Annotated in this window: 17 protein-coding genes; 8 read left to right on the top strand and 9 right to left on the bottom strand. The window is 45.2% G+C overall.

All coding sequences use genetic code 11. The features are described 5' to 3' along the window. The first annotated feature begins 37 nt into the window (after nt 1-37). From H8K38_RS14505 to purL, 7 genes are all read left to right on the top strand, one after another. Nucleotides 38-937, top strand: coding sequence for a CheR family methyltransferase (locus H8K38_RS14505; protein ID WP_186885543.1), 900 nt, complete (start codon nt 38-40; stop codon nt 935-937). Beyond that, nucleotides 934-1,542, top strand: a complete 609-nt coding sequence (cheD, locus tag H8K38_RS14500; RefSeq protein WP_186885542.1) for a chemoreceptor glutamine deamidase CheD — start codon at nt 934-936, stop codon at nt 1,540-1,542. Before H8K38_RS14505 ends, cheD begins: the two co-directional genes overlap by 4 nt. Before the next feature lie 50 nt (nt 1,543-1,592). After that, the gene (locus H8K38_RS14495; protein WP_186885541.1) at nt 1,593-2,669 is read left to right on the top strand and encodes a chemotaxis response regulator protein-glutamate methylesterase; all 1,077 of its coding nucleotides are present in this window, start codon (nt 1,593-1,595) and stop codon (nt 2,667-2,669) included. Nucleotides 2,670-2,770: 101 nt separating this feature from the next. Continuing rightward, nucleotides 2,771-3,166, top strand: coding sequence for a chemotaxis response regulator CheY (gene cheY, locus H8K38_RS14490; protein ID WP_186885540.1), 396 nt, complete (start codon nt 2,771-2,773; stop codon nt 3,164-3,166). A 296-nt stretch (nt 3,167-3,462) separates the two neighbouring features. After that, nucleotides 3,463-4,677, top strand: a complete 1,215-nt coding sequence (locus H8K38_RS14485; protein WP_186885539.1) for an EAL and HDOD domain-containing protein — start codon at nt 3,463-3,465, stop codon at nt 4,675-4,677. A gap of 76 nt (nt 4,678-4,753) precedes the next feature. Beyond that, nucleotides 4,754-6,418, top strand: coding sequence for a glycosyltransferase family 39 protein (locus H8K38_RS14480; protein WP_186885538.1), 1,665 nt, complete (start codon nt 4,754-4,756; stop codon nt 6,416-6,418). A gap of 139 nt (nt 6,419-6,557) precedes the next feature. Continuing rightward, nucleotides 6,558-10,556 (top strand): phosphoribosylformylglycinamidine synthase, encoded by a 3,999-nt coding sequence (gene purL, locus H8K38_RS14475; protein WP_186885537.1) that lies wholly within the window; start codon nt 6,558-6,560, stop codon nt 10,554-10,556. A 135-nt stretch (nt 10,557-10,691) separates the two neighbouring features. Here purL and H8K38_RS14470 read toward each other — a convergent pair whose 3' ends face one another. From H8K38_RS14470 to H8K38_RS14435, 8 genes are all read right to left on the bottom strand, one after another. Beyond that, nucleotides 10,692-11,465, bottom strand: coding sequence for a peptidylprolyl isomerase (locus tag H8K38_RS14470; RefSeq protein WP_186885536.1), 774 nt, complete (start codon nt 11,463-11,465; stop codon nt 10,692-10,694). A 54-nt stretch (nt 11,466-11,519) separates the two neighbouring features. After that, nucleotides 11,520-11,792, bottom strand: a complete 273-nt coding sequence (locus H8K38_RS14465; protein WP_186885535.1) for a BolA family transcriptional regulator — start codon at nt 11,790-11,792, stop codon at nt 11,520-11,522. After that, nucleotides 11,789-12,412 (bottom strand): septation protein A, encoded by a 624-nt coding sequence (locus H8K38_RS14460; protein ID WP_186885534.1) that lies wholly within the window; start codon nt 12,410-12,412, stop codon nt 11,789-11,791. Before H8K38_RS14460 ends, H8K38_RS14465 begins: the two co-directional genes overlap by 4 nt. A 7-nt stretch (nt 12,413-12,419) precedes the next feature. After that, complete coding sequence (gene msrB / locus H8K38_RS14455) at nt 12,420-12,818, bottom strand: peptide-methionine (R)-S-oxide reductase MsrB (protein WP_186885533.1); 399 nt, start codon at nt 12,816-12,818, stop codon at nt 12,420-12,422. 12 nt (nt 12,819-12,830) lie between these two features. Continuing rightward, nucleotides 12,831-14,327: a YdiU family protein gene (locus H8K38_RS14450; RefSeq protein ID WP_186885532.1), complete on the bottom strand. Its 1,497-nt coding sequence runs from the start codon at nt 14,325-14,327 to the stop codon at nt 12,831-12,833. A gap of 164 nt (nt 14,328-14,491) precedes the next feature. Further along, nucleotides 14,492-16,330, bottom strand: coding sequence for a chemotaxis protein CheA (locus tag H8K38_RS14445; protein ID WP_186885531.1), 1,839 nt, complete (start codon nt 16,328-16,330; stop codon nt 14,492-14,494). Next, the gene (locus H8K38_RS14440) at nt 16,330-17,091 is read right to left on the bottom strand and encodes a protein phosphatase CheZ (RefSeq protein WP_186885530.1); all 762 of its coding nucleotides are present in this window, start codon (nt 17,089-17,091) and stop codon (nt 16,330-16,332) included. The genes H8K38_RS14445 and H8K38_RS14440 overlap by 1 nt, the downstream gene beginning before the upstream one ends. 246 nt (nt 17,092-17,337) lie before the next feature. Beyond that, nucleotides 17,338-17,820, bottom strand: coding sequence for a putative toxin-antitoxin system toxin component, PIN family (locus H8K38_RS14435; protein WP_186885529.1), 483 nt, complete (start codon nt 17,818-17,820; stop codon nt 17,338-17,340). 23 nt (nt 17,821-17,843) lie between these two features. Here H8K38_RS14435 and yaaA point away from each other — a divergent pair, with 23 nt between their 5' ends. After that, the gene (gene yaaA, locus H8K38_RS14430) at nt 17,844-18,623 is read left to right on the top strand and encodes a peroxide stress protein YaaA (RefSeq protein ID WP_186885528.1); all 780 of its coding nucleotides are present in this window, start codon (nt 17,844-17,846) and stop codon (nt 18,621-18,623) included. 55 nt (nt 18,624-18,678) lie between these two features. Here the strand turns inward: yaaA and H8K38_RS14425 are convergent, their stop codons facing one another. Beyond that, nucleotides 18,679-19,485 carry an outer membrane protein assembly factor BamD gene (locus tag H8K38_RS14425; protein WP_186885527.1) on the bottom strand — a complete coding sequence of 269 codons (807 nt, stop codon included), beginning with the start codon at nt 19,483-19,485 and terminating at the stop codon, nt 18,679-18,681. Between the last annotated feature and the right edge of the window lie 11 nt (nt 19,486-19,496).

The raw sequence follows: 19,496 nt of genomic DNA, 5'->3' as shown, positions 1-19,496 counted from the left end.
GCTTAATAAGTTCTGAGTTTAGTTTTGAAAGTCTTTGATGAGAAATATTGGCGCAAAAGAAAGATCAGAAAACTCAAAGGAGTTTGAATTTCACTCTCGTGACTTTGATCGTGTGAGAGAGCTGATATATAAGAGGGCAGGCATATCTCTCGCCGATAGCAAGCAAGAGATGGTTTATAGTCGTCTCGCAAGGCGTTTACGGGCGACAGGAATAAATTCATTCTCGGATTATCTGAACAGTTTGGAGAGAGAGCACGATAGTTTGGAGTGGGAGGCTTTTACGAATGCCTTGACTACAAATTTGACATCTTTTTTTCGCGAAGAACACCATTTCCCTATTCTTGCGGATTTTGTAAAACATCGTAAGCAACCAATTCAAATTTGGTGTTCCGCCAGCTCTACCGGAGAGGAGCCGTATTCGATTGCCATGACTCTTTGTGAGGCCTTTGGTACTTTGCGTCCCCCAGCGCATATCGTGGCTACGGATATTGATACTAACGTTTTGAATACTGCGTCGAAAGGTGTTTATAACATCGACAGGGTAGAGAAATTATCTCCAGATCGGGTGAAAAAATTTTTCCTTAAAGGAAAAGGTAACCAAGATGGACTTGTCAGAGTAAGGCAAGAGCTAATCGATATGATTACCTTCAAACAGCTTAATTTGCTTGCTGATAGTTGGCCGCTGTCGGGGGAGTTTGACGCGATTTTTTGTCGAAACGTGATGATCTATTTTGATAAGCCCACTCAGGGCAAAATTCTCAGGAAATTCGTTCCATTAATGAAGCACGATGCATTATTGTTCGCGGGACATTCTGAGAATTTTTTATACGTGTCGGATGATTTTAAGTTGAAGGGGAAAACCGTGTACGAGCTTTCTTCTGGTAATGCTGCCAATGGACGAGTTGCAACAAATCATTTGCACAAAGGTAGCTTATGAGTAAGTTGAGTGAAGAGCATTTTGCAACAAACGTATATTTTGACAGGACGTTTGATTGTGACGCTGCAAAAATTTTGCCAGGAGAGTTTTATTTCACGAACAAAGACATGTTGATCGTGACGGTTCTTGGCTCTTGTGTTTCTGCTTGTATTCGTGATCGTGTGACTGGGGTAGGGGGGATGAATCACTTTATGCTCCCGGATACCGGTGGCGATGCAGATAATCCTGTTTCTGCCTCTATGCGTTACGGTACCTATGCAATGGAGGTGCTTATTAATGAGCTACTGAAAGCAGGTGCGAAGCGAGAAAACATGGAAGCAAAAGTTTTTGGTGGTGGAAACGTGTTACGTGGTTTTACAGCTATCAACGTAGGTGAGAGAAATGCAAAGTTTGTTCTGGATTACTTAAAGGCTGAGCGCATGCGTGTGATTGCGGAGGATCTGAATGATATCTATCCTCGCAAAGTATATTTTTTTCCAAAAACGGGTAAGGTTCTCGTCAAAAAATTAAAAGTAGAACACAATGACACACTGAGAAAACGTGAGCAGGATTATGCAAGTCGCTTAAAAACGACCTCTGTGGGTGGGGAAGTCGATTTGTTTTAATTTTGACCTGAATTTTTTGTAAGCTTCAGGCGAATATGGAATTTTTCCAGATGAAAATAAAAGTATTAATTGTTGATGATTCGGCGCTCATTCGTAGCGTCATGAGTGAAATTATTCGTAGCCAACCGGATATGGAAGTTGTTGGTGTCGCACCTGATCCACTGGTTGCCAGAGAACTGATTAAGCAGACTAATCCGGATGTTTTGACTTTAGATGTCGAAATGCCGAAGATGGATGGTTTGGATTTTCTTGAGCGCCTGATGCGTTTGAGGCCGATGCCGGTCATTATGGTGTCCTCACTGACTGAGCGAGGGTCAGAGATCACGATGAAGGCTCTGGAGTTAGGGGCTGTTGATTTTGTCTCAAAGCCTAAAATGTCGATTCAGAGTGGCATGCTTGATTATGCTGAGTTAATCGCCGATAAAATCCGCATTGCATCAAAAGCAAAAATCCGACCAAGAGTGCTTTCTGCTGTTGATCATACTAAAGATACGCCGGGTGCTTTGCCATTGGTGCGTAATCCTTTAACCAGTAGTGAAAAACTGATTATTATCGGTGCTTCCACCGGAGGCACTGAAGCGATAAAGAATTTTCTTGTGCAAATGCCGTCAGATTGTCCAGGCATTTTAATTACTCAGCATATGCCAGAAGGCTTTACCCGCTCGTTTGCAAAGCGACTTGACGGTTTATGTAAAATTTCTGTATCTGAGGCTGTGGGCGGAGAGCGTGTTTTGCCTGGGCATGCGTATATTGCACCGGGACATTCACATTTACTCCTTGCCCGTAGTGGTGCTAATTATGTAACCCAACTCGATACCGGAGAACCTGTAAATCGGCATCGCCCATCCGTTGATGTCCTGTTCCGTTCTGCTGCTACTTATGCCGGTAAAAATGCTGTTGGTGTTATATTGACTGGCATGGGGAAAGATGGTGCTGCTGGCATGTTGGAAATGAAAAACGCTGGTGCTTATAATTTTGCGCAAGATGAAGCAACTTGTGTAGTATTTGGAATGCCTCGGGAAGCAATTGCAATCGGTGCGACACATGAAGTTGCGCCCTTAAACGAATTGCCAACAAAGGTATTGCATTATTTGGCAACACATGGAAGCCGTGCACTTAGGGTTTGATGGAGTGAGGAGACATGCTTCAATGCAATTTAACCCACCTCTTATTCTTAAATTGACCGATAATATTAGTAATTGTATTCAAAGAAATAATGGAGTAATTCATGGCCGATCAAAACCTTAAATTTTTAGTTGTAGACGATTTTTCTACTATGCGTCGCATAGTAAGAAATTTGCTTAAAGAGTTAGGCTACTCCAATGTGGATGAGGCTGAGGACGGAGCGATGGGGCTTGCGAAGTTGAAAAACGGTGATTTCGACTTTATTATTTCTGACTGGAATATGCCTAATATGGATGGCCTCACTATGTTGCAACATATTCGTGCTGATCCTGCGCTTTCTAAAATTCCGGTTCTGATGGTTACTGCAGAGGCGAAGAAAGAAAACATTATTGCTGCTGCACAAGCTGGTGCGAATGGCTATGTTGTTAAGCCGTTTACTGCCGCAACCTTGGATGAAAAGCTTTCGAAAATTTTTGAGAAATTGGGTAAGAGCGCCTGATTTAAGCTGCTGCCAAATGCGGATGCGTTAGTGAGTTGGTTTATCATCAGACTTTCTATCTGACAGTTGTCTTGGTTTTGCAGGCACTCTGTGGCAGGGTGCCTGCCGAATATTCTGAAATGAGATACTTGTCTTAGTCGGATGAAATTAAAAAAGTGACTGAATTTTTTTAAAATTATCTGCAAAAACCTCGAGACAAAAAATGTTCTTGCCTATCAGTGAAATCAAATGAGCTGTTGGATGAATTCTGTTCCTGATGATTTTGTCTCTGTGGTTAAATAAATAATAAATTCTATATGATTGAAGATAATTTCATCTTAAGAGAACCGCTGCTTGACCCTAAGCAACGCGTGATTGGTTTTCAGTTTTCATGGCAACAAGCGGATTCCAACGCTCAGTTAGACAGCCAAAATCTTGATTATTTACTGGAATTTGTTGCCGGTCATCTGAATGATGATGACGGTTTTTTACTTGCGGACAGCTTGGTGTTTCTTGAAGCATTGCCTGAATTATTGCATGCTGATGGACTCAAATCATTTCCACCAAAAAATACTGTCTTGATTTTGCATAAAAAGTATTTTGCAGATGAATCTACCCTGGAGGCAGTGAAGGAGCTGCGGGCTTTGGGCTTTGGCATTTGCCTTCGTGGAGCTGAAGTTACAACGCTGGAGCGTTCATTTTTTGCATTTGTCTCTCATATTGAGGTGCAGTTAAATGCGGCTAACTTTGCGTCTCAGGCAAAAGTATATGCATCCTTGAAGCAATCGTCGGTCAAGATGGTGGCGCGTAATGTATCTACGTGGCAGGATTTTGATGCTTGTGCAGCTTTAGGTTTGGATAGTTTTGTTGGGAAGTTGCATTTGATTCCCAGACCCAGTTCCGCGCCAAAAAGCTTGAATCCAGCGCAGACTACGATATTGCAGTTGATGGAAATGGTCAGAAAGAATGCGGATGTCCAGCAGCTGGAGTTGGTTGTTAAACGCGATGCTACGCTGGCATACAAGTTATTGCGTTACATTAATTCTGCTGGTTTTGGCCTGCGCACAGAAATTCAGTCGTTGAAGCATGCGGTACAAATGTTAGGCTACAGTCCGCTATACAGATGGTTAACTGTTTTGCTTGCAACCGCAAGTACCAGCGGATATTCTCCGGTTCTGCTGGAAACTGCAATTGTACGCGGGCGCTTTGCTGAGTTGCTCGGTCAAATGAAAATGCCGAAGTCTGAAGCGGAAAATCTTTTTGTTGCAGGGATGTTTTCCTTGCTTGATCGCTTACTTGGTTTGCCGATGGAAGATGTACTCTCGACTATACAGTTACCCGAAGTTGTTACCGAGGCATTGATTTCGAGGGAAGGGGTTTTTGGTCCTTACCTAGCCTTGGCAGAGGCATGTGAGTTGAATAGTATGCTGGTTGGTTCTTTGGCTGAGTCGTTAAAGATTTCCGCCGAGGACGTAAATACAGCTCATTTGGCTGCTTTAGTGTGGGCGAAAAATGTAGCGACAGCTGCATAACGATACTGATTGGCAAAAACGGCAAGCCTTCATGCTTGCCGTTTTTTTTATTTATTGATCTGATACAAAATTACTGATGAAGCGCGAGCATAACATTCAATTTCCAGAAATACCTCTTTGGTTGGTATGGGGTATTGTTTGTTATTTTGTGAGCTTCAAGTTGGGCAGCTATCCGATTCTGGATAACAACGAAGGATTGTACGCAGAAATCCCCCGTGAAATGTTACGTTCCGGTGATTGGCACCAATGGATTATTCCTCATCTGAACGGGCTGCCATACATGGAGAAACCTCCTCTGTTGTATTGGTTGACTGCGGTTTTTTTTGCGGTATTTGGTGAGTCAGAGTGGGTTGCCAGGTTGGTTCCGGTGTCCTCTGGTATTGGATGCGTGGGACTGATTTTGTGGTTCACTAAATCAATAGGGCGAGAGTACGCTGGCAGGTTGGCGGCTATTGTGTTTATCAGCAGTCTTGGCGTTACTGCGATGTCCCGTATCCTGATGTTTGATATGTTGCTGACCGTATTGCTGACGGCGGCAGTGATGTCGGGATATCTGTTCTGCGTAAGAAAACAAGGTAAATTACTCTACGTATGTATGGCTATGCTGGCGCTTGCTTTGCTGGCGAAGGGATTTGTTGCGTTGATTTTATTTTTCGCGGTTATGGGCACTTACCTTGCGTTAAGCTCGTCAACGTTGAAAAACTTCCTGTCTCGTTTATATGAGTGTTTGCACTGGAAGGGGTTGTTGGTTTTTTTCCTCATTGCGACTCCGTGGCATATCGCAGCAATGCTGGTTGAACCTATTTTCCCCTGGTTTTATTTCATTAACGAACACATCTTAAGATTCCTGGGGAAGAGGGAGCCGCATGATTACTATGCAGGTGCTTGGTGGTATTACCTTCCACGGGCGTTGCTGTTTCTATTCCCATGGTCATTTTTCCTTCCGGTCTTAGCATTTGCCCGAACGAATATTGCACGTCAGCGGGATATACATTTGTTCTTGTGTATTGCCTGGCTGATACCTATGGTATTTTTTTCTGTGTCCAGTGCGAAGGCAAATTATTATCTCGTGATTGTGATGCCGTTTGTGGCGATTCAACTGGCTTTGATGTTGGAAGACGCGAAATTTGGTGGTCGCTGGGGGCTGGTAATTCCAGGGGCACTGTTGTCAATTTTATTTTTCGCGCTGACCTTGTGGTTTTTAAATGGGAAAAACGAAGCCCTGAATGGCCTGTTTATTAAGGGAATTTTTACCCGGTATTTTGCTGAAATTTTGTTGATCACATCAATTCTGGTGACGTTTTTCTCATACCGTATACGTAAACTGGGTGTTTTGTTATACGTTTTGGTTCCGATGATGAGTTTGCCGGCCATGTTGCAAGTGATCGATGTGAGGCAAAATTATATTTCCACAAAAGAAGTTGCTGCATGGTTGAGGACGGATTTTCCTCGGTCTGAGGTTATCTTGTACCGTGTTTTTGAGCATCAATCTTCATTGCCATTTTATTTGAAAGCCCCGGTTCGAATCGTTGATAGCCGAAGCAGTGATTTATTTTGGGGTAACAAGCTTCACAAAAATAATATCGTGCTAAGCGATATGCAGTTTCAGATTCTGCTTGATAAGCAAAAGATTGCATTGATGGTTCTGAAAGAAGATTTACCTGATTTCAGACAAAAGAAGTATTTTTCTGAATTTAAACTGGCCAGAGAATCTGGTAATACTCTGATTTTTACCAATTAATTCAGATATTTACTGAATTTAAAACCGATGCCTTCTGGAGCCTGTAAGGGCATCAAGGTATAATCACGCTTTTCTCATCCAACCTGCGATAGTTAGAGAGAAACTGTCTCCTGCTATTGCCTCAACTACTCCTCTAGCCATGTTGATATTGCCAGGCTCCAATGCCCTGTCTGCTTTCCGTACATCCAATCTTCTGAATCGTTTGCAGGAAGTCGATGCAAATATTATCGGCGTCACTGCAAGATACCAACATTTTGTTGATGTCAGCGTTGAATTGCAAAAGAATGATATTGAACGTCTTGAAGCTTTATTAGTTTACGGCGACCGTTTCAATGGATCTCAGGACGGTGAATCTTTTATCGTTATTCCGCGTATCGGCACGATTTCTCCGTGGGCAAGTAAAGCAACTGATATTGCGCGCAATTGTGGTATGCATCAGGTGCATCGTATCGAGCGTGGTATCAGCTACTTTGTACAAATGAAAACAGGCTTTTTTGGTGGAACCAAAGAAGTGAAGCAGTCATCCCGAGAAGCCATCTCTGCTTTATTGCATGATCGTATGACTGAAATGGTATTGACGAATCTTGGTGATGCCGGTGCGCTGTTTTCCGAGTTGCAAGCAAAACCTCTGGAATCTGTTGATATTCTGAGCGGTGGTAAAAATGCCTTGCTGAATGCCAATAGCGAGTTAGGCCTTGCCTTATCCGATGATGAAATCGATTATCTGGTAGATGCTTTTAATTCCGTCAAACGTAATCCGACTGACGTTGAATTAATGATGTTTGCACAGGCAAACAGCGAGCATTGCCGTCATAAAATATTTAATGCAGATTGGACCATTGACGGTGTTGAGCAAGATAAGTCTTTGTTTCAGATGATTAAAAATACCCACGAGCTGCATCCACAGGGAACCGTCGTTGCTTATAGCGATAATTCCTCAATTATCGAAGGTGCAAAAGTTCAGCGTTTTTATCCTCGCGACAGTAAAACGGGTACTTATGCGTTGTCGGAAGAATTAACCCATATTTTGATGAAGGTGGAGACGCATAACCATCCGACAGCAATTTCACCATTTCCTGGCGCATCTACCGGTGCAGGCGGCGAAATTCGTGATGAAGGTGCGACCGGCAGAGGGGCAAAACCTAAAGCAGGATTGACGGGATTTACCGTTTCTAATCTGTCACTCCCGGGAATGAATCAGCCTTGGGAAAACGCGACGGATTGTGATGGCGGTGCAGAAACAGAATCTGCGTACGGAAAACCTGACCGCATCGCTTCGCCATTGCAAATCATGATTGATGGGCCCTTGGGTGGTGCCGCATTTAACAATGAGTTTGGCCGCCCTAATTTGGGTGGCTACTTCCGTACTTACGAGCAAAACGTTGGTGGTACTGTGTACGGCTATCATAAACCCATCATGATCGCTGGTGGTATCGGCAGTATTTCAGCTCAACATACCAAGAAAAATGATTTGCCGATAGGCAGCTTGTTGATACAACTTGGTGGACCAGGTATGCGTATCGGGATGGGGGGCAGTGCCGCTTCTTCTATGGCGACAGGTACGAATACTGCTGATCTTGATTTCGATTCGGTTCAGCGCGGAAATCCAGAAATGGAGCGGCGCGCGCAGGAGGTGATCAATTCTTGCTGGCAAATGGCTGATGCGAATCCGATTTTATCTATCCATGATGTTGGCGCCGGAGGTTTGTCGAACGCGTTTCCTGAAATAACGAATGACGCAAAGCGTGGTGCTATATTTGATTTGCGCAAAGTGCATCTGGAAGAAAGCGGTATGGCTCCAAAAGAAATCTGGAGTAACGAATCACAAGAACGTTATGTGCTCGCAATCGCTCCTGAGAGTCTGGAACTTTTCCGTGGCTTTTGTGAGCGCGAACGTTGTCCGTTTGCCGTAGTCGGTACTGCGACAGAAGAACGGCAATTGAAAGTGATCGATCCAGAACATAGTAATACACCTGTCGATATGCCGATGAATGTATTGCTGGGCAAACCTCCTAAGATGCACAGAAACGTTGAGCGCCTGCAGACATCATATAAGCCCTTGGATCTGACGGGTATCAATCTTGATGATGTGGCGGAGCGCGTTTTAAGTTTACCTACAGTGGCTGATAAATCGTTTCTGATTACGATCGGCGACAGAACAGTTGGTGCAACGACCGTACGTGATCAGATGGTCGGACCATGGCAGGTACCTGTGGCTGATTGTGCCGTGACAACAATGAGTTTTGAGGGCGTTCTGGGTGAGGCAATGGCCATGGGGGAGCGCACTCCGCTTGCGGTCATTAATGCGCCGGCTTCGGGTCGTATGGCCGTTGGTGAGGCGATTACGAATATTGCTGCGGCACCGATCAAAGATATTTCAGATATCAAATTATCTGCAAACTGGATGGCGGCTTGCGGTCAGCCAGGTCAGGATGCTGCCTTGTTTGATACAGTGAAAGCTGTCGGTATGGATTTATGCCCGGCACTTGGCGTCAGTATTCCAGTCGGTAAAGATTCGCTGTCAATGCGTACAACGTGGAAAGATAGTGACGACAATAAGTCTGTGACGTCGCCAGTGTCGTTGATCATATCGGGTTTCTCACCTGTCTATGATGTGCGTAAGACACTGACGCCGCAAATACGCCTGGATAAAGGTGATACAAGCCTGATTCTGATTGATCTTGGTCGTGGGCGAAATCGCCTCGGTGCTTCGGCTTTTGCACAAGTGATGCAAGTGATTGGCAATGAGGTGCCAGATGTTGACAGCGCTGCTGACCTGAGGGCTTTCTTCGCTGCTATTCAACAATTGAACAGTGAAGATAAACTGCTGGCTTACCATGACCGTTCTGACGGTGGTTTGTTTGCGACTTTGTGTGAGATGGCGTTTGCTGGTCGCGCAGGGCTGGCGATTAATCTCGATATCCTGACGATGGAAACCGAGCATGCTGCAGATCAGGGTGACGCCAAAAATTGGGCCGGTCAAGTAGCGGAAAGAAGAAATGATCTGACATTACGGGCATTGTTCAATGAAGAATTGGGCGCCGTGATTCAGGTGCGCACCGAACAACGCTCTGAAGTCATGGATGTTTTACGCTCACATAATCTCGGTGCCTGTAGCCACATTATTGGCAAGCCGAATGCCAGTGACTCGATAGAGTTTTACCGTGACGTAAAACAGATATTCAAAAAACTCAGATCGGAACTTCATCAGACATGGAGTAAAACCAGCTGGCAGATCGCTCGCCTGCGCGATAATCCGGCTTGCGCTGATGCAGAGTACGCCCGCATCAGTGATGTACAAGACCCAGGGATGCAGCCTAAGTTAAGTTTTGATATCAATGATGATGTTGCTGCTCCGTTTATCGCTACCGGTGTTCGTCCTAAGGTGGCAATCTTGCGCGAACAGGGCGTGAATTCTCATATCGAAACTGCTTATGTCATGCATAAGGCGGGGTTCGAATCTGTCGACGTACACATGAGCGATTTGATTGCTGGTCGTGCGAATCTGAGTCATTTTAAAGGCTTGATCGCTGTCGGTGGCTTCTCTTATGGAGACGTATTGGGGGCGGGTGAGGGCTGGGCAAAAACGATCTTGTTTAATGCGATGTTGTCTCAGCAATTCTCTGAGTTTTTCCACAGAACTGACACATTTGGTTTGGGTATTTGTAATGGTTGTCAGATGATGAGTAATCTGAAATCGATTATCCCTGGGGCGGAAGCGTGGCCGAAATTTACCAAGAACAAATCTGAACAATTCGAAGCACGTTTTTCGATGGTTGAAGTGTTGGATTCTGCTTCTGTCTTTTTCAGTGGCATGGCGGGGACGCAAACTCCAATCGCGGTAGCCCACGGCGAAGGTTTTGCTGATTTTTCTACGACCGGCGATATTGCTAAAGCACAAGTGGCAATGCAATTCGTTAACAACAGCGGAGATGTTACTGAAAGCTATCCGTACAATCCGAACGGTTCACCGCAGGGAATTACTTCTGTAACGAATCTGGATGGGCGCTTTACAGTGATGATGCCGCATGCCGAACGTGTGTTCCGCACAGCGATTCATTCCTGGCATCCGGATGACTGGAATGATGACTCACCATGGATGCGCATGTTCCGAAATGCAAGAAAATGGGTGGGTTGATCTAAGGTTGAATTGAAGAAAGGGGGCTTTTGCCCCCTTTCTTATTTTTGTGATTTTGCTGATTTTATTTGACCCATCGCAAATAAAAAAAGAGGCGTTTAATACGCCTCTTTTTTGAACTGAACCTGACTGTAATTACTGAACTTTTGCTTTTTTCACCAACGCTTGTTGATAAGCCTGCACTTTTTGTTGCTGCAGTCCATCAACGATCTGTGGTTTTACTTCTTCCAGTGTCGGGAATTTTGCTGTGCGTACATCATCTAATTTGATGATGTGAAAGCCAAATTCAGTTTTAACCGGTGTTTCGGTAAACTGACCCTTTTGCAAAGCAGTCATTGCTTGAGAGAATGCAGGAACGAATGTTGCTGGTGTTGCCCAGTCAAGATCACCGCCTTTTGCTGCGGATCCTGTATCTTTAGATTGTTTAGCTAATTCTTCAAATTTAGCGCCAGCTTTCAATTTCAAAATGATCGCTTTTGCATCATCTTCTTTTTCTACCAGAATATGATAGGCGTGATATTCCTTGTCGCCAGCTTGTGTTTTTGCTTTGTCGTATTCAGCCTGTACTTCGGCATCGGAAACAGGATTTTTCTTTACATAATCAATCATCAGCGCACGAATCAGCAAAGATTGACGGGCGATTTCCAATTGATTTTTTACTTCTGCATTCGAAGCGAGGCCAGATTTTTCAGCTTCCTGCATTAATACTTCACGATTAATCAGCTCTTGCTTCACCATTGCGCGCAACTGTGGGCTGTCTTGCTGACCTTGCGATGCCAGTTGTTTGACCATTGCATCTACGCGAGAAGAAGGAATTGCTTTGCCATTGACTACAGCAAGATTTTGAGCCATTGCAGGCAGGGCTGTTGCAAGAAGTACTACCAGCAAATGAGCAGGTTTAAAAGTCATTGTCTGTTCCTAAAATAACAAAATAAAAAACGGATTATAAGTAAACTGCTTAGGTTAGGTCGGTATCTCTGACGGAGCAAGTGCACTGATTGCCAGTGCGTGAATTTCCGTGTGCATCATATCGCCAATGGCATCATACACCAGACGATGGCGGGAAATGCGATTTAAGCCCTCAAATTGAGGACAAATTATTTTCAAACTGTAATGACTTCCTCCTGATGCGGCACCTGCATGTCCTGCATGTGCATGGGAGTCATCCTGAAGTTCACACAGTACAGGGTGCAAATTTTCTGTCAGACGTATGTGTAATTTTTCAAAACGGGTCATGACTCAGTTTCTTCCATGTATTTTGTTAAAAATAAGCTTTGAATAATAACGAATGCAGGCATGATCCCTATCATGGATATCAGCTTGAAATTCGCCCAGGCTGACGTCGTGAAATTGTAGGCTACCAGTAGATTCGCGATTCCCATTACTAAAAAAAAGCAGATCCACGCAAGACTGAGGCGGGACCAGATTTGCTCGGGGAGTTTTACTTGCGATTCCATTGCAGTACGGATCAGATTTTTCTTAAAGCCAAACTGTGCCAGCAAAAACGCTACGGCATAACACCAGTAAAGAACAGTTGGTTTCCATTTAATAAATGCTTCGCTATGGAAATAAATAGTTGCCCCACCGAACACCATGATGACGATGAATGAGATCCAAAGCATTGCATCGACCTTCTTTCTACGTATAAGCAGATAGGCGATCTGGCATACAGATGCAACCAGTGTCACAGCCGTGGCAAGTAGAATTGGCGCAACTTCCTCGGCGCTGCCGCCACCTGACACGAGTCCGGAAAGAAATTCAGTTACATACGCCTGTGCAGCAGTAGGGTGGTTTTCTCCCCATTTGAACGTCACAAAAAACAGAATGACGGGGAAAATATCAAATAAAAATTTCATTAAAAAATTACTCAGGCAAAGGTTCAAATTTCAAAGACGCAGAATTAATACAATAACGTAGTCCTGTTGGCGGTGGGCCATCAGGAAAGACGTGCCCAAGGTGGGCGTCGCAGATATTACACACAATTTCGGTGCGAGTCATGCCGTGAGATGTGTCTGTCTTCTCCAAGACATTCGCGGGGTTGAGTGCACGAAAATAACTTGGCCATCCACAGCCAGAATCAAATTTTGTATCGGATGTAAACAGTGGTGTATTGCAGCAGACGCAAGTGTAGATGCCGATATCGTGGTGATCCCAGTATTTTCCGGTAAACGCTCTTTCCGTGGCTGCATGGCGCGTAACCTGATATTCGATAGGATCAAGCTGAGCGCGCCACTCAGCATCGGTCTTATGCATTTTATTCATATTTTCTTTCGTTTACGACGAACAACTGATTTCGAGATGTTGTGCCCAAGTCGGTGGCTCATCTGAGTATAGATGATGCTCTGGCTGTTCATCAAAAGGGTGTTCGAGAATTGTCAGCAGCTTTTGGACTTCACTGAAATCCTTATTCTGCGCTTTTTCAATCGCAATTTGCGCAAGATAGTTTCGCAGCACATATTTGGGATTGCTCGCTTGCATACGACTTTGTCTTTCTTCGGCTTTACTGCCTTCAGAGACCAGCCGTGTCCGGTAAAGTTCCAGCCAATCAACCGCGGCTTGAGTATTGCTGAATAAACTGACGAAATCGTCGTCTTTTGAGTTGGCGTGATTTTCGAGGTGACTCAGGTATCTGAAAGTATGCGTGAAATCAGCATGGTTTTCCTGCATGATATTAAATAGCTGATCAGTCAGTTCCTTATCGCCATTTTGAATGGTCAATAATCCGAGTTTTTTACGTAGCAGTGCTTCCCATTTATTTGTAAAAGAAGACGAGTAACAATCCAGTGCCAGTTGCGTATCTTCTACACTGCCTATCAGCGGCAGTAAGGCCTGGCCAAGCGCATGTGTATTCCAGTGTCCGATTGTGGGCTGCATACGGTAGGAGTATCGGCCTTGTTGATCTGTATGATTACAAATGTGCCTTTCATCATACTTTTCCATAAATCCAAACGGACCATAGTCCAGTGTTAAGCCCAGGATAGACATGTTGTCTGTATTCATGACGCCATGCATGAATCCGACGGACTGCCAGCAGGCGATCAGTTCAGCTGTTTTTTGCGTTACCGTACTGAGGAATGCCTGATAGGGATTAGGCTGTTCCAGTGCATCAGGATAGTGATGCCTGATCACAAAATCCGCCAGAATTTTTAATTCGTCAGGACGGTTGTTGTAGTACCAATGCTCAAATGATCCAAAACGGATAAAGCTAGGAGCGAGTCGCGTAACGACCGCGCTGGTTTCTACCGTTTCTCGCATCACGCCCTGATCAGACCCAGTGATCGCCAACGCTCTGGATGTTGGTATTCTCAGTGCCTGCATTGCTTCGGAACACAAGAGTTCACGGATCGACGATCTCAGTACGGCTCGTCCATCGCCGGAGCGGGAATAGGGGGTTGGGCCTGCGCCTTTCAGTTGAACTTCAAAGCGTTGCTGATGTTTATCTATGGCATCACCTAAAAGTATCGCCCGACCATCACCGAGTTGCCCTGCCCATGCGCCAAATTGATGACCTGAGTAAATGCTGGCCAGTGGATTCGCTCCAGGAATATTACAATTTCCAGTGAAAGCCTCAACGTATCTTGGTGTGAGCAGCAATGCCGGATCCAGATTGAATTGTGCCGCAACTGGTGTACTGACGGCGATGGCGTATGGTTGTGGTAGCGGAGTAGGCTGCAAGTGCGTATAGAAACTGGCTGGCAGGCGTGAAAAGGCGCTGGGTTGTAAAAAATCATCCAGATCGCTCACTTGCTTTACTAATGATGATGTTGGCATTGCACGGAATAATGAATATGAATGCCGTTATTCTGACAGAGTACGCGAAAGTCTGTTTTTTCGTATTGCCGTAAGAAAGGGGGGGGAGCGGGCAAGTAGAAAATATAAGGGCTTCAATCCTATCGGAGTGAAGCCCTTTTGTACTTGATGCAATGTGAGAAAAACTACGCCGTCATCATCTCGCGAACTTTGCAGCCGTCAATGAGGAAAGACAGGCTGGTAACCAGAACGAGTTCGCCTTCAGCCGAGCGAGCAGTGCCAGTAATGCCGGGGGTGCTGATGCAGGTGAGTGGTTTGATCACCAGATCTGCGGTTCCATCTACCGAATCTACCGATAAAATATAAGGATTTGGCGCAGCGATAACAATGCCAACCCGTTCTGACGATGGCATGTAACCGAGCACTTTGCCCAGAGATTTAACCGGTAATGGGCGACCCAGATCGCGAAGCACAGGTTGACCGCCGACACTTTCAAATGTCTCAGGCAATTCTACAACACGTTGCACTGTCGCCATAGGAAGTGCCAAGGATGCGCCATCGGTACGCACCAGCATCGTAGGGACAATAGAAAGCTCAATTGGTAAGCGGATTAAAAACGTCGTACCTTTGCCTAATTCTGATGAAATGCGGATCGCACCGCGATGGCGTTCTACTGCTGTTTTTACAACGTCCATACCTACGCCACGACCCGAAACGCTGGAGGCAACTTCTTTGGTGGAAAAACCAGGTAAAAACACCAGCTGGAAAGCTTCATCATCAGTTCGCGCATCGTGTGCGTTGATCAGACCTTTTGAGATGGCTTTATCCCGGAGTCGTTGCGCGTCCATGCCTTTGCCGTCATCAGACACTTCAATCATGACGCTGCTGGCTTCTTGCCACGCTTTCAGTGAAATGGTTGATCTTGCTGTTTTATTGCTTGCCAAACGTTCTTCTGCAGTTTCAATGCCGTGATCCAGCGCATTGCGCAGCATGTGCACCAATGGATCGTACAGACTATCAACAACAACGCGGTCAACTTCTGTTTCTGCTCCCTCAATATTTAAATCCACCTCTTTGCCCAAGTCTCTTGCCAGTTCGCGGACTAGGCGAGGGAATTTCTGAAACAGGCGCCCGACAGGTTGCATGCGGGTGGCTAACGTTGCGCGTTGCAGTTCAGTTGAATAACGAGATGCGCGGGTCAGCGTCTCTGTCAGTGCTGCCATCAGAGGTGCAGCCTGACCATCAAACTTGAATTGCGATAATTTTTCCAGCAACACCGCAGCCTGGTTTGCAGCTTGGACAGATTCGCCCGCTACCTCAAGCAGGACGTTCAGCTTCACGGCATCTATCCGTATGCTTTCCTCTTTGGCTGGGGCTGTATGTTTGACGTCTGTGCTGGACAACGACGATTTAACTGCTTCGTGTTCTTCTTTTGCAGAAGGCGCTTTTGGAGCCGTCGCTACGGCAGTTGCTACTGGTTCAGGTAATGTGCCGGCCGGCGTTACTGCTCTGTAATATGCTTCCCAATCGACGCCATCAGTATTGTTGGCTGATGGCGTCGATGTACTAACCGCAACCGGTTCAGGCGCAGTTGCCGCTACTTGAGGTGTTGCTGGTGCCGCGGCTTTTTTACTGACCCCCTTGCTCTCAATGGCATCTGTCAGCATCGCTTCCAGTGCTTTCGGCATCGTTGAAAGTTGTTCAGGAGGGACGCCGTTGTTCAGTGCGGTAAGTTGATCGGCAACAAAACCGCTGGCTTCCAATGCTGCCTCGATCGCTTCAGGTGTGACCGCGACTTGGCCGGTTCTCAATGCATCAAACAGGTTTTCTGTTAAATGACATGCAGAAACCATTGCAGATAGGTTCATAAAACCCGCGCCACCTTTGATCGTATGGAACGATCGGAAGACAGCATTCAGTGTATTCATGTCGCCCGGATTACGTTCGAGAGACAACAGGTGTTCTTCTACGTTTGTCGCGAGATCGAGTGCCTCAACGACAAATTCTTTGAGCATATCATCCATCAGAAACCCAGGCTATCAAGAAGATTATCTACGTCATCCTGTTCCAGTGCGGCGTTCGGTACGGATGGCCCCTCCATCAATTCGACTGCTTTCTCTTTCAACTCTGTCGGCGCATTATCAAGAAGTATCTGAGCCAATTCGTGCTCTACCGCTTTATTGATTGCAACGACTTTCTTGATTAACTGACCAGTCAGATCCTGAAAATCTTGCGCCATCATGATATCGAGAAGGCGAGCTTTCTCCGCATCCGTCGCTGTCAGAACTGCATTGGCAAAAGTTTTGGAGTCTGATGCCAATGACTTGAATTCTTCTACGCTGAGTTTGCCTTCAAATAAATCGGTCCAACGCACGTCCATGCTCTTCGCTTTTTTAGCGAGTTCATCCTGCTCAGGCATTCCGAGGTCAGTCGCATTGAGTACTTTATTTGCCGCTTGTTCTGTCAATGTTGCAACATACTCCAGCCTATCCTGCGCATCTGCAACCTGAATCGCGACGTCAGAGAGGGAGCGATCATAGCCTAACTGTCGCATTGAGTCATGCAACATGCGGACAACGTTGCCTAAACGATCAAAAATAGGCTTTGTAGACTCAATGTCTGTGTTGCGTGGATTCAGTTTCGGTGGTTGTTCACCAACCTGCATTACGTTGTTTGTCGTTGCTGAAGCAGCGTCCGTTCCTGCGGAGGGTGACGTTTCTGTTTCCTGGCGTTGACTTGCCATCTCTTCAAACAATGCATCAAGATCATCTGCTGAATCGGTCATAATTCTTCACTCTCCATAATCGCTGTGACTTTTGTGCAATTTTTCCACAAATATCATGGGTTATTGTTAATTTTAGGCAAAAATGAGCGTTTTTTTTGTACTCAATAGTGCGTTATCTATCTATTTAATTCATCGTGCAATTTTATTTTCAGTAATCTTTTTATTTCTGCCCGTAAATTACATTTCAAGTCTCCACAACATAGTAGCAGTACTTTATCGCAGAATGATCTATGGGAATAAAATTTATCATTGTTTTACTTGATTGTCGTTGGTTTTGCTGTTTTCCTGAGTCCATGCTATTAAAAATTGCTCAGGTGTTTCTACAGAAAAGAGCCCGGCTTTGCGTATTTTTCTTGCCAACTTCAGTAATGCTTTGTCTTTTGTGATCAGTGTGGTTGCGGAACTGTCTCTGGCGATCTCAAGAAATTTCTGATCATCTTTGTCGCTACATATCGGTAATCGTATATCCGCATTTAATGGCGGTGCGACGCACTCGATGAGAAGATCGAATTGTTGGCAAATATTTGGCAGCTTATCCTGAGTCACCGGCAGGTGTGGATACTTCAGAACTGCCAGCCATTCTTCTCTGCAGTCGGTGCGGGTAATGGCTTTTAACTGTCCATTCTTTAATCCGTGAAGAATGTCTAGCCAGCGCGGATCATTGAAAACGAATAAATCCAGACAGACATTTGTGTCAATGACGATGTGCTTGGGTATGATTGCGGTCATTATGTTTAATCTCGTTAATTTTTATGCTCATTGTATTATCTCCAGCCAAAAGTCTTGATTTTCAAACCCCGATTTCTACAAATATTTCTACGGTACCTGAGCTTTTGGATGAGGCGGAAGAATTGGTATCCATTTCGCGAGGCCTATCTGAGCTTGATTTAATTAAGCTGATGGAAATTTCGCCGGCGTTAGCTCGTTTAAATGTTGATCGTTTTCGGCTATGGACGAAAACGCCAGACTCTAATCGGAGCAGGCAAGCCATTTTTGCATTTAATGGGGATGTTTACGAAGGGTTGAACGCGGCCAGTCTGCAAGCGCACCATTTAACTTATCTGCAGAAACATGTCCGGATTTTATCCGGTTTGTATGGAGTGCTTAGACCTATGGATCAGTTGCAGGCCTACAGGCTGGAGATGGGGACTTCTTTAATGACTCCGCGCGGCAAAAATCTGTATCAATTTTGGGGACAAAAAGTAACTGACGTGTTGAACGGGCAATTGCGCTCTTTAAACGAAAAAGTATTAATTAATCTGGCGTCGGAAGAGTATTTTAAGGTTGTTAAGCCAGCCTCATTGAATGCGGACATTATTAATCCGGTTTTCCAGGACTGGAAAAATGGTCGGTACAAAATTATTTCGTTTTATGCCAAGCGCGCGCGCGGATTGATGGCACGTTATTGCGCTGAAAATGCAATTGCTGATCCTGAATTATTGAAAAAATTTAACGTTGACGGTTATTTATACGACGAGGAGGCTTCTGAGCACGGACGTTGGGTTTTCAGGCGGAGAATAGAGGAGATTTAAGCGTAGACAAAAAAGCCGGTCATTGACCGGCTTTGCTATTTAAATTTTTTCTACTTCAGGACCAGAACTTCCACCAAGCGGATTTGTTTTTCGCGGTACCTGTCAGGTAAGCGCTGTTAGGAAAATTTTTCAGAAATACACGATTCGCGTCGTCTCGTAATTCCGTCATTCCCATTGCGTCATAAGATTTCACCAGTAAAAACATCGCTTCTTCAATTGCCGGCGCATCAGGGTATTCGGTAATTGCCGCCTGCGCGCGGTTGGCGGCAGCGAGGTACGCACCACGGCGGACGTAGTAACGTGCAACGTGAACATCGTATTGCGCCAGCGCATTGACCAAGTATTTCATGCGTGAGATTGCATCCGGAGTGTACTGACTATCCGGAAACTGAGTTGCCAGTTGCTTGAACGCATCGAAAGCATCGCGTGATGCTTTCGGATCGCGCTCTGTAATATCTTGATTTGCCAGGAAATTGAGTAAGCCTAACTGATCGTTAAAATTAATCAGACCACGCAGGTAATACATGTAATCGACATGACTGTGATTCGGATGTAATTTAATGAAACGTTCTACTGCAGCCAGTGCCTGCACTTGATCACCTTGCTTATAGTAAGCATAAGCGGTATCCATCTGTGCTTGCTGGGCGTAAGTACCAAAGGGAAAGCGGGATTCCAGCTTTTCGAAGTACTGAATTGCTTTTTCATATCCGCCATTCGACATTTCGTCTTTTGCTTCAGCGTATAATTTTGATGCGGACCACGTTCTGGTCTCGTCGCCCTTGTCACCAAAAGCCCCGCAGCCGCTTAAAGTCAACGACGCGGCCATAGCCAGAACCAGCAATTTCAAAGATTTAATGTGCATAGATTTGTGCG

The sequence above is a fragment of the Undibacterium sp. FT79W genome (assembly GCF_014284215.1).
Classification (GTDB): domain Bacteria; phylum Pseudomonadota; class Gammaproteobacteria; order Burkholderiales; family Burkholderiaceae_D; genus Undibacterium; species Undibacterium aquatile.
This window is presented reverse-complemented; position numbering and strand designations above follow the sequence as displayed.

Coding starts and splice junctions, on each gene's coding strand:
- cheY (WP_186885540.1), top strand. CDS start 2,771: ATGGCCGATCAAAACCTTAAATTTTTAGTTGTAGACGATTTTTCTACT.
- H8K38_RS14425 (WP_186885527.1), bottom strand. CDS start 19,485: ATGCACATTAAATCTTTGAAATTGCTGGTTCTGGCTATGGCCGCGTCG.
- yaaA (WP_186885528.1), top strand. CDS start 17,844: ATGCTCATTGTATTATCTCCAGCCAAAAGTCTTGATTTTCAAACCCCG.
- H8K38_RS14485 (WP_186885539.1), top strand. CDS start 3,463: ATGATTGAAGATAATTTCATCTTAAGAGAACCGCTGCTTGACCCTAAG.
- H8K38_RS14440 (WP_186885530.1), bottom strand. CDS start 17,091: ATGACCGATTCAGCAGATGATCTTGATGCATTGTTTGAAGAGATGGCA.
- H8K38_RS14450 (WP_186885532.1), bottom strand. CDS start 14,327: ATGCCAACATCATCATTAGTAAAGCAAGTGAGCGATCTGGATGATTTT.
- H8K38_RS14470 (WP_186885536.1), bottom strand. CDS start 11,465: ATGACTTTTAAACCTGCTCATTTGCTGGTAGTACTTCTTGCAACAGCC.
- purL (WP_186885537.1), top strand. CDS start 6,558: ATGTTGATATTGCCAGGCTCCAATGCCCTGTCTGCTTTCCGTACATCC.
- cheD (WP_186885542.1), top strand. CDS start 934: ATGAGTAAGTTGAGTGAAGAGCATTTTGCAACAAACGTATATTTTGAC.
- H8K38_RS14495 (WP_186885541.1), top strand. CDS start 1,593: ATGAAAATAAAAGTATTAATTGTTGATGATTCGGCGCTCATTCGTAGC.
- H8K38_RS14445 (WP_186885531.1), bottom strand. CDS start 16,330: ATGGATGATATGCTCAAAGAATTTGTCGTTGAGGCACTCGATCTCGCG.
- H8K38_RS14505 (WP_186885543.1), top strand. CDS start 38: ATGAGAAATATTGGCGCAAAAGAAAGATCAGAAAACTCAAAGGAGTTT.
- H8K38_RS14480 (WP_186885538.1), top strand. CDS start 4,754: ATGAAGCGCGAGCATAACATTCAATTTCCAGAAATACCTCTTTGGTTG.
- H8K38_RS14465 (WP_186885535.1), bottom strand. CDS start 11,792: ATGACCCGTTTTGAAAAATTACACATACGTCTGACAGAAAATTTGCAC.
- msrB (WP_186885533.1), bottom strand. CDS start 12,818: ATGAATAAAATGCATAAGACCGATGCTGAGTGGCGCGCTCAGCTTGAT.
- H8K38_RS14435 (WP_186885529.1), bottom strand. CDS start 17,820: ATGACCGCAATCATACCCAAGCACATCGTCATTGACACAAATGTCTGT.
- H8K38_RS14460 (WP_186885534.1), bottom strand. CDS start 12,412: ATGAAATTTTTATTTGATATTTTCCCCGTCATTCTGTTTTTTGTGACG.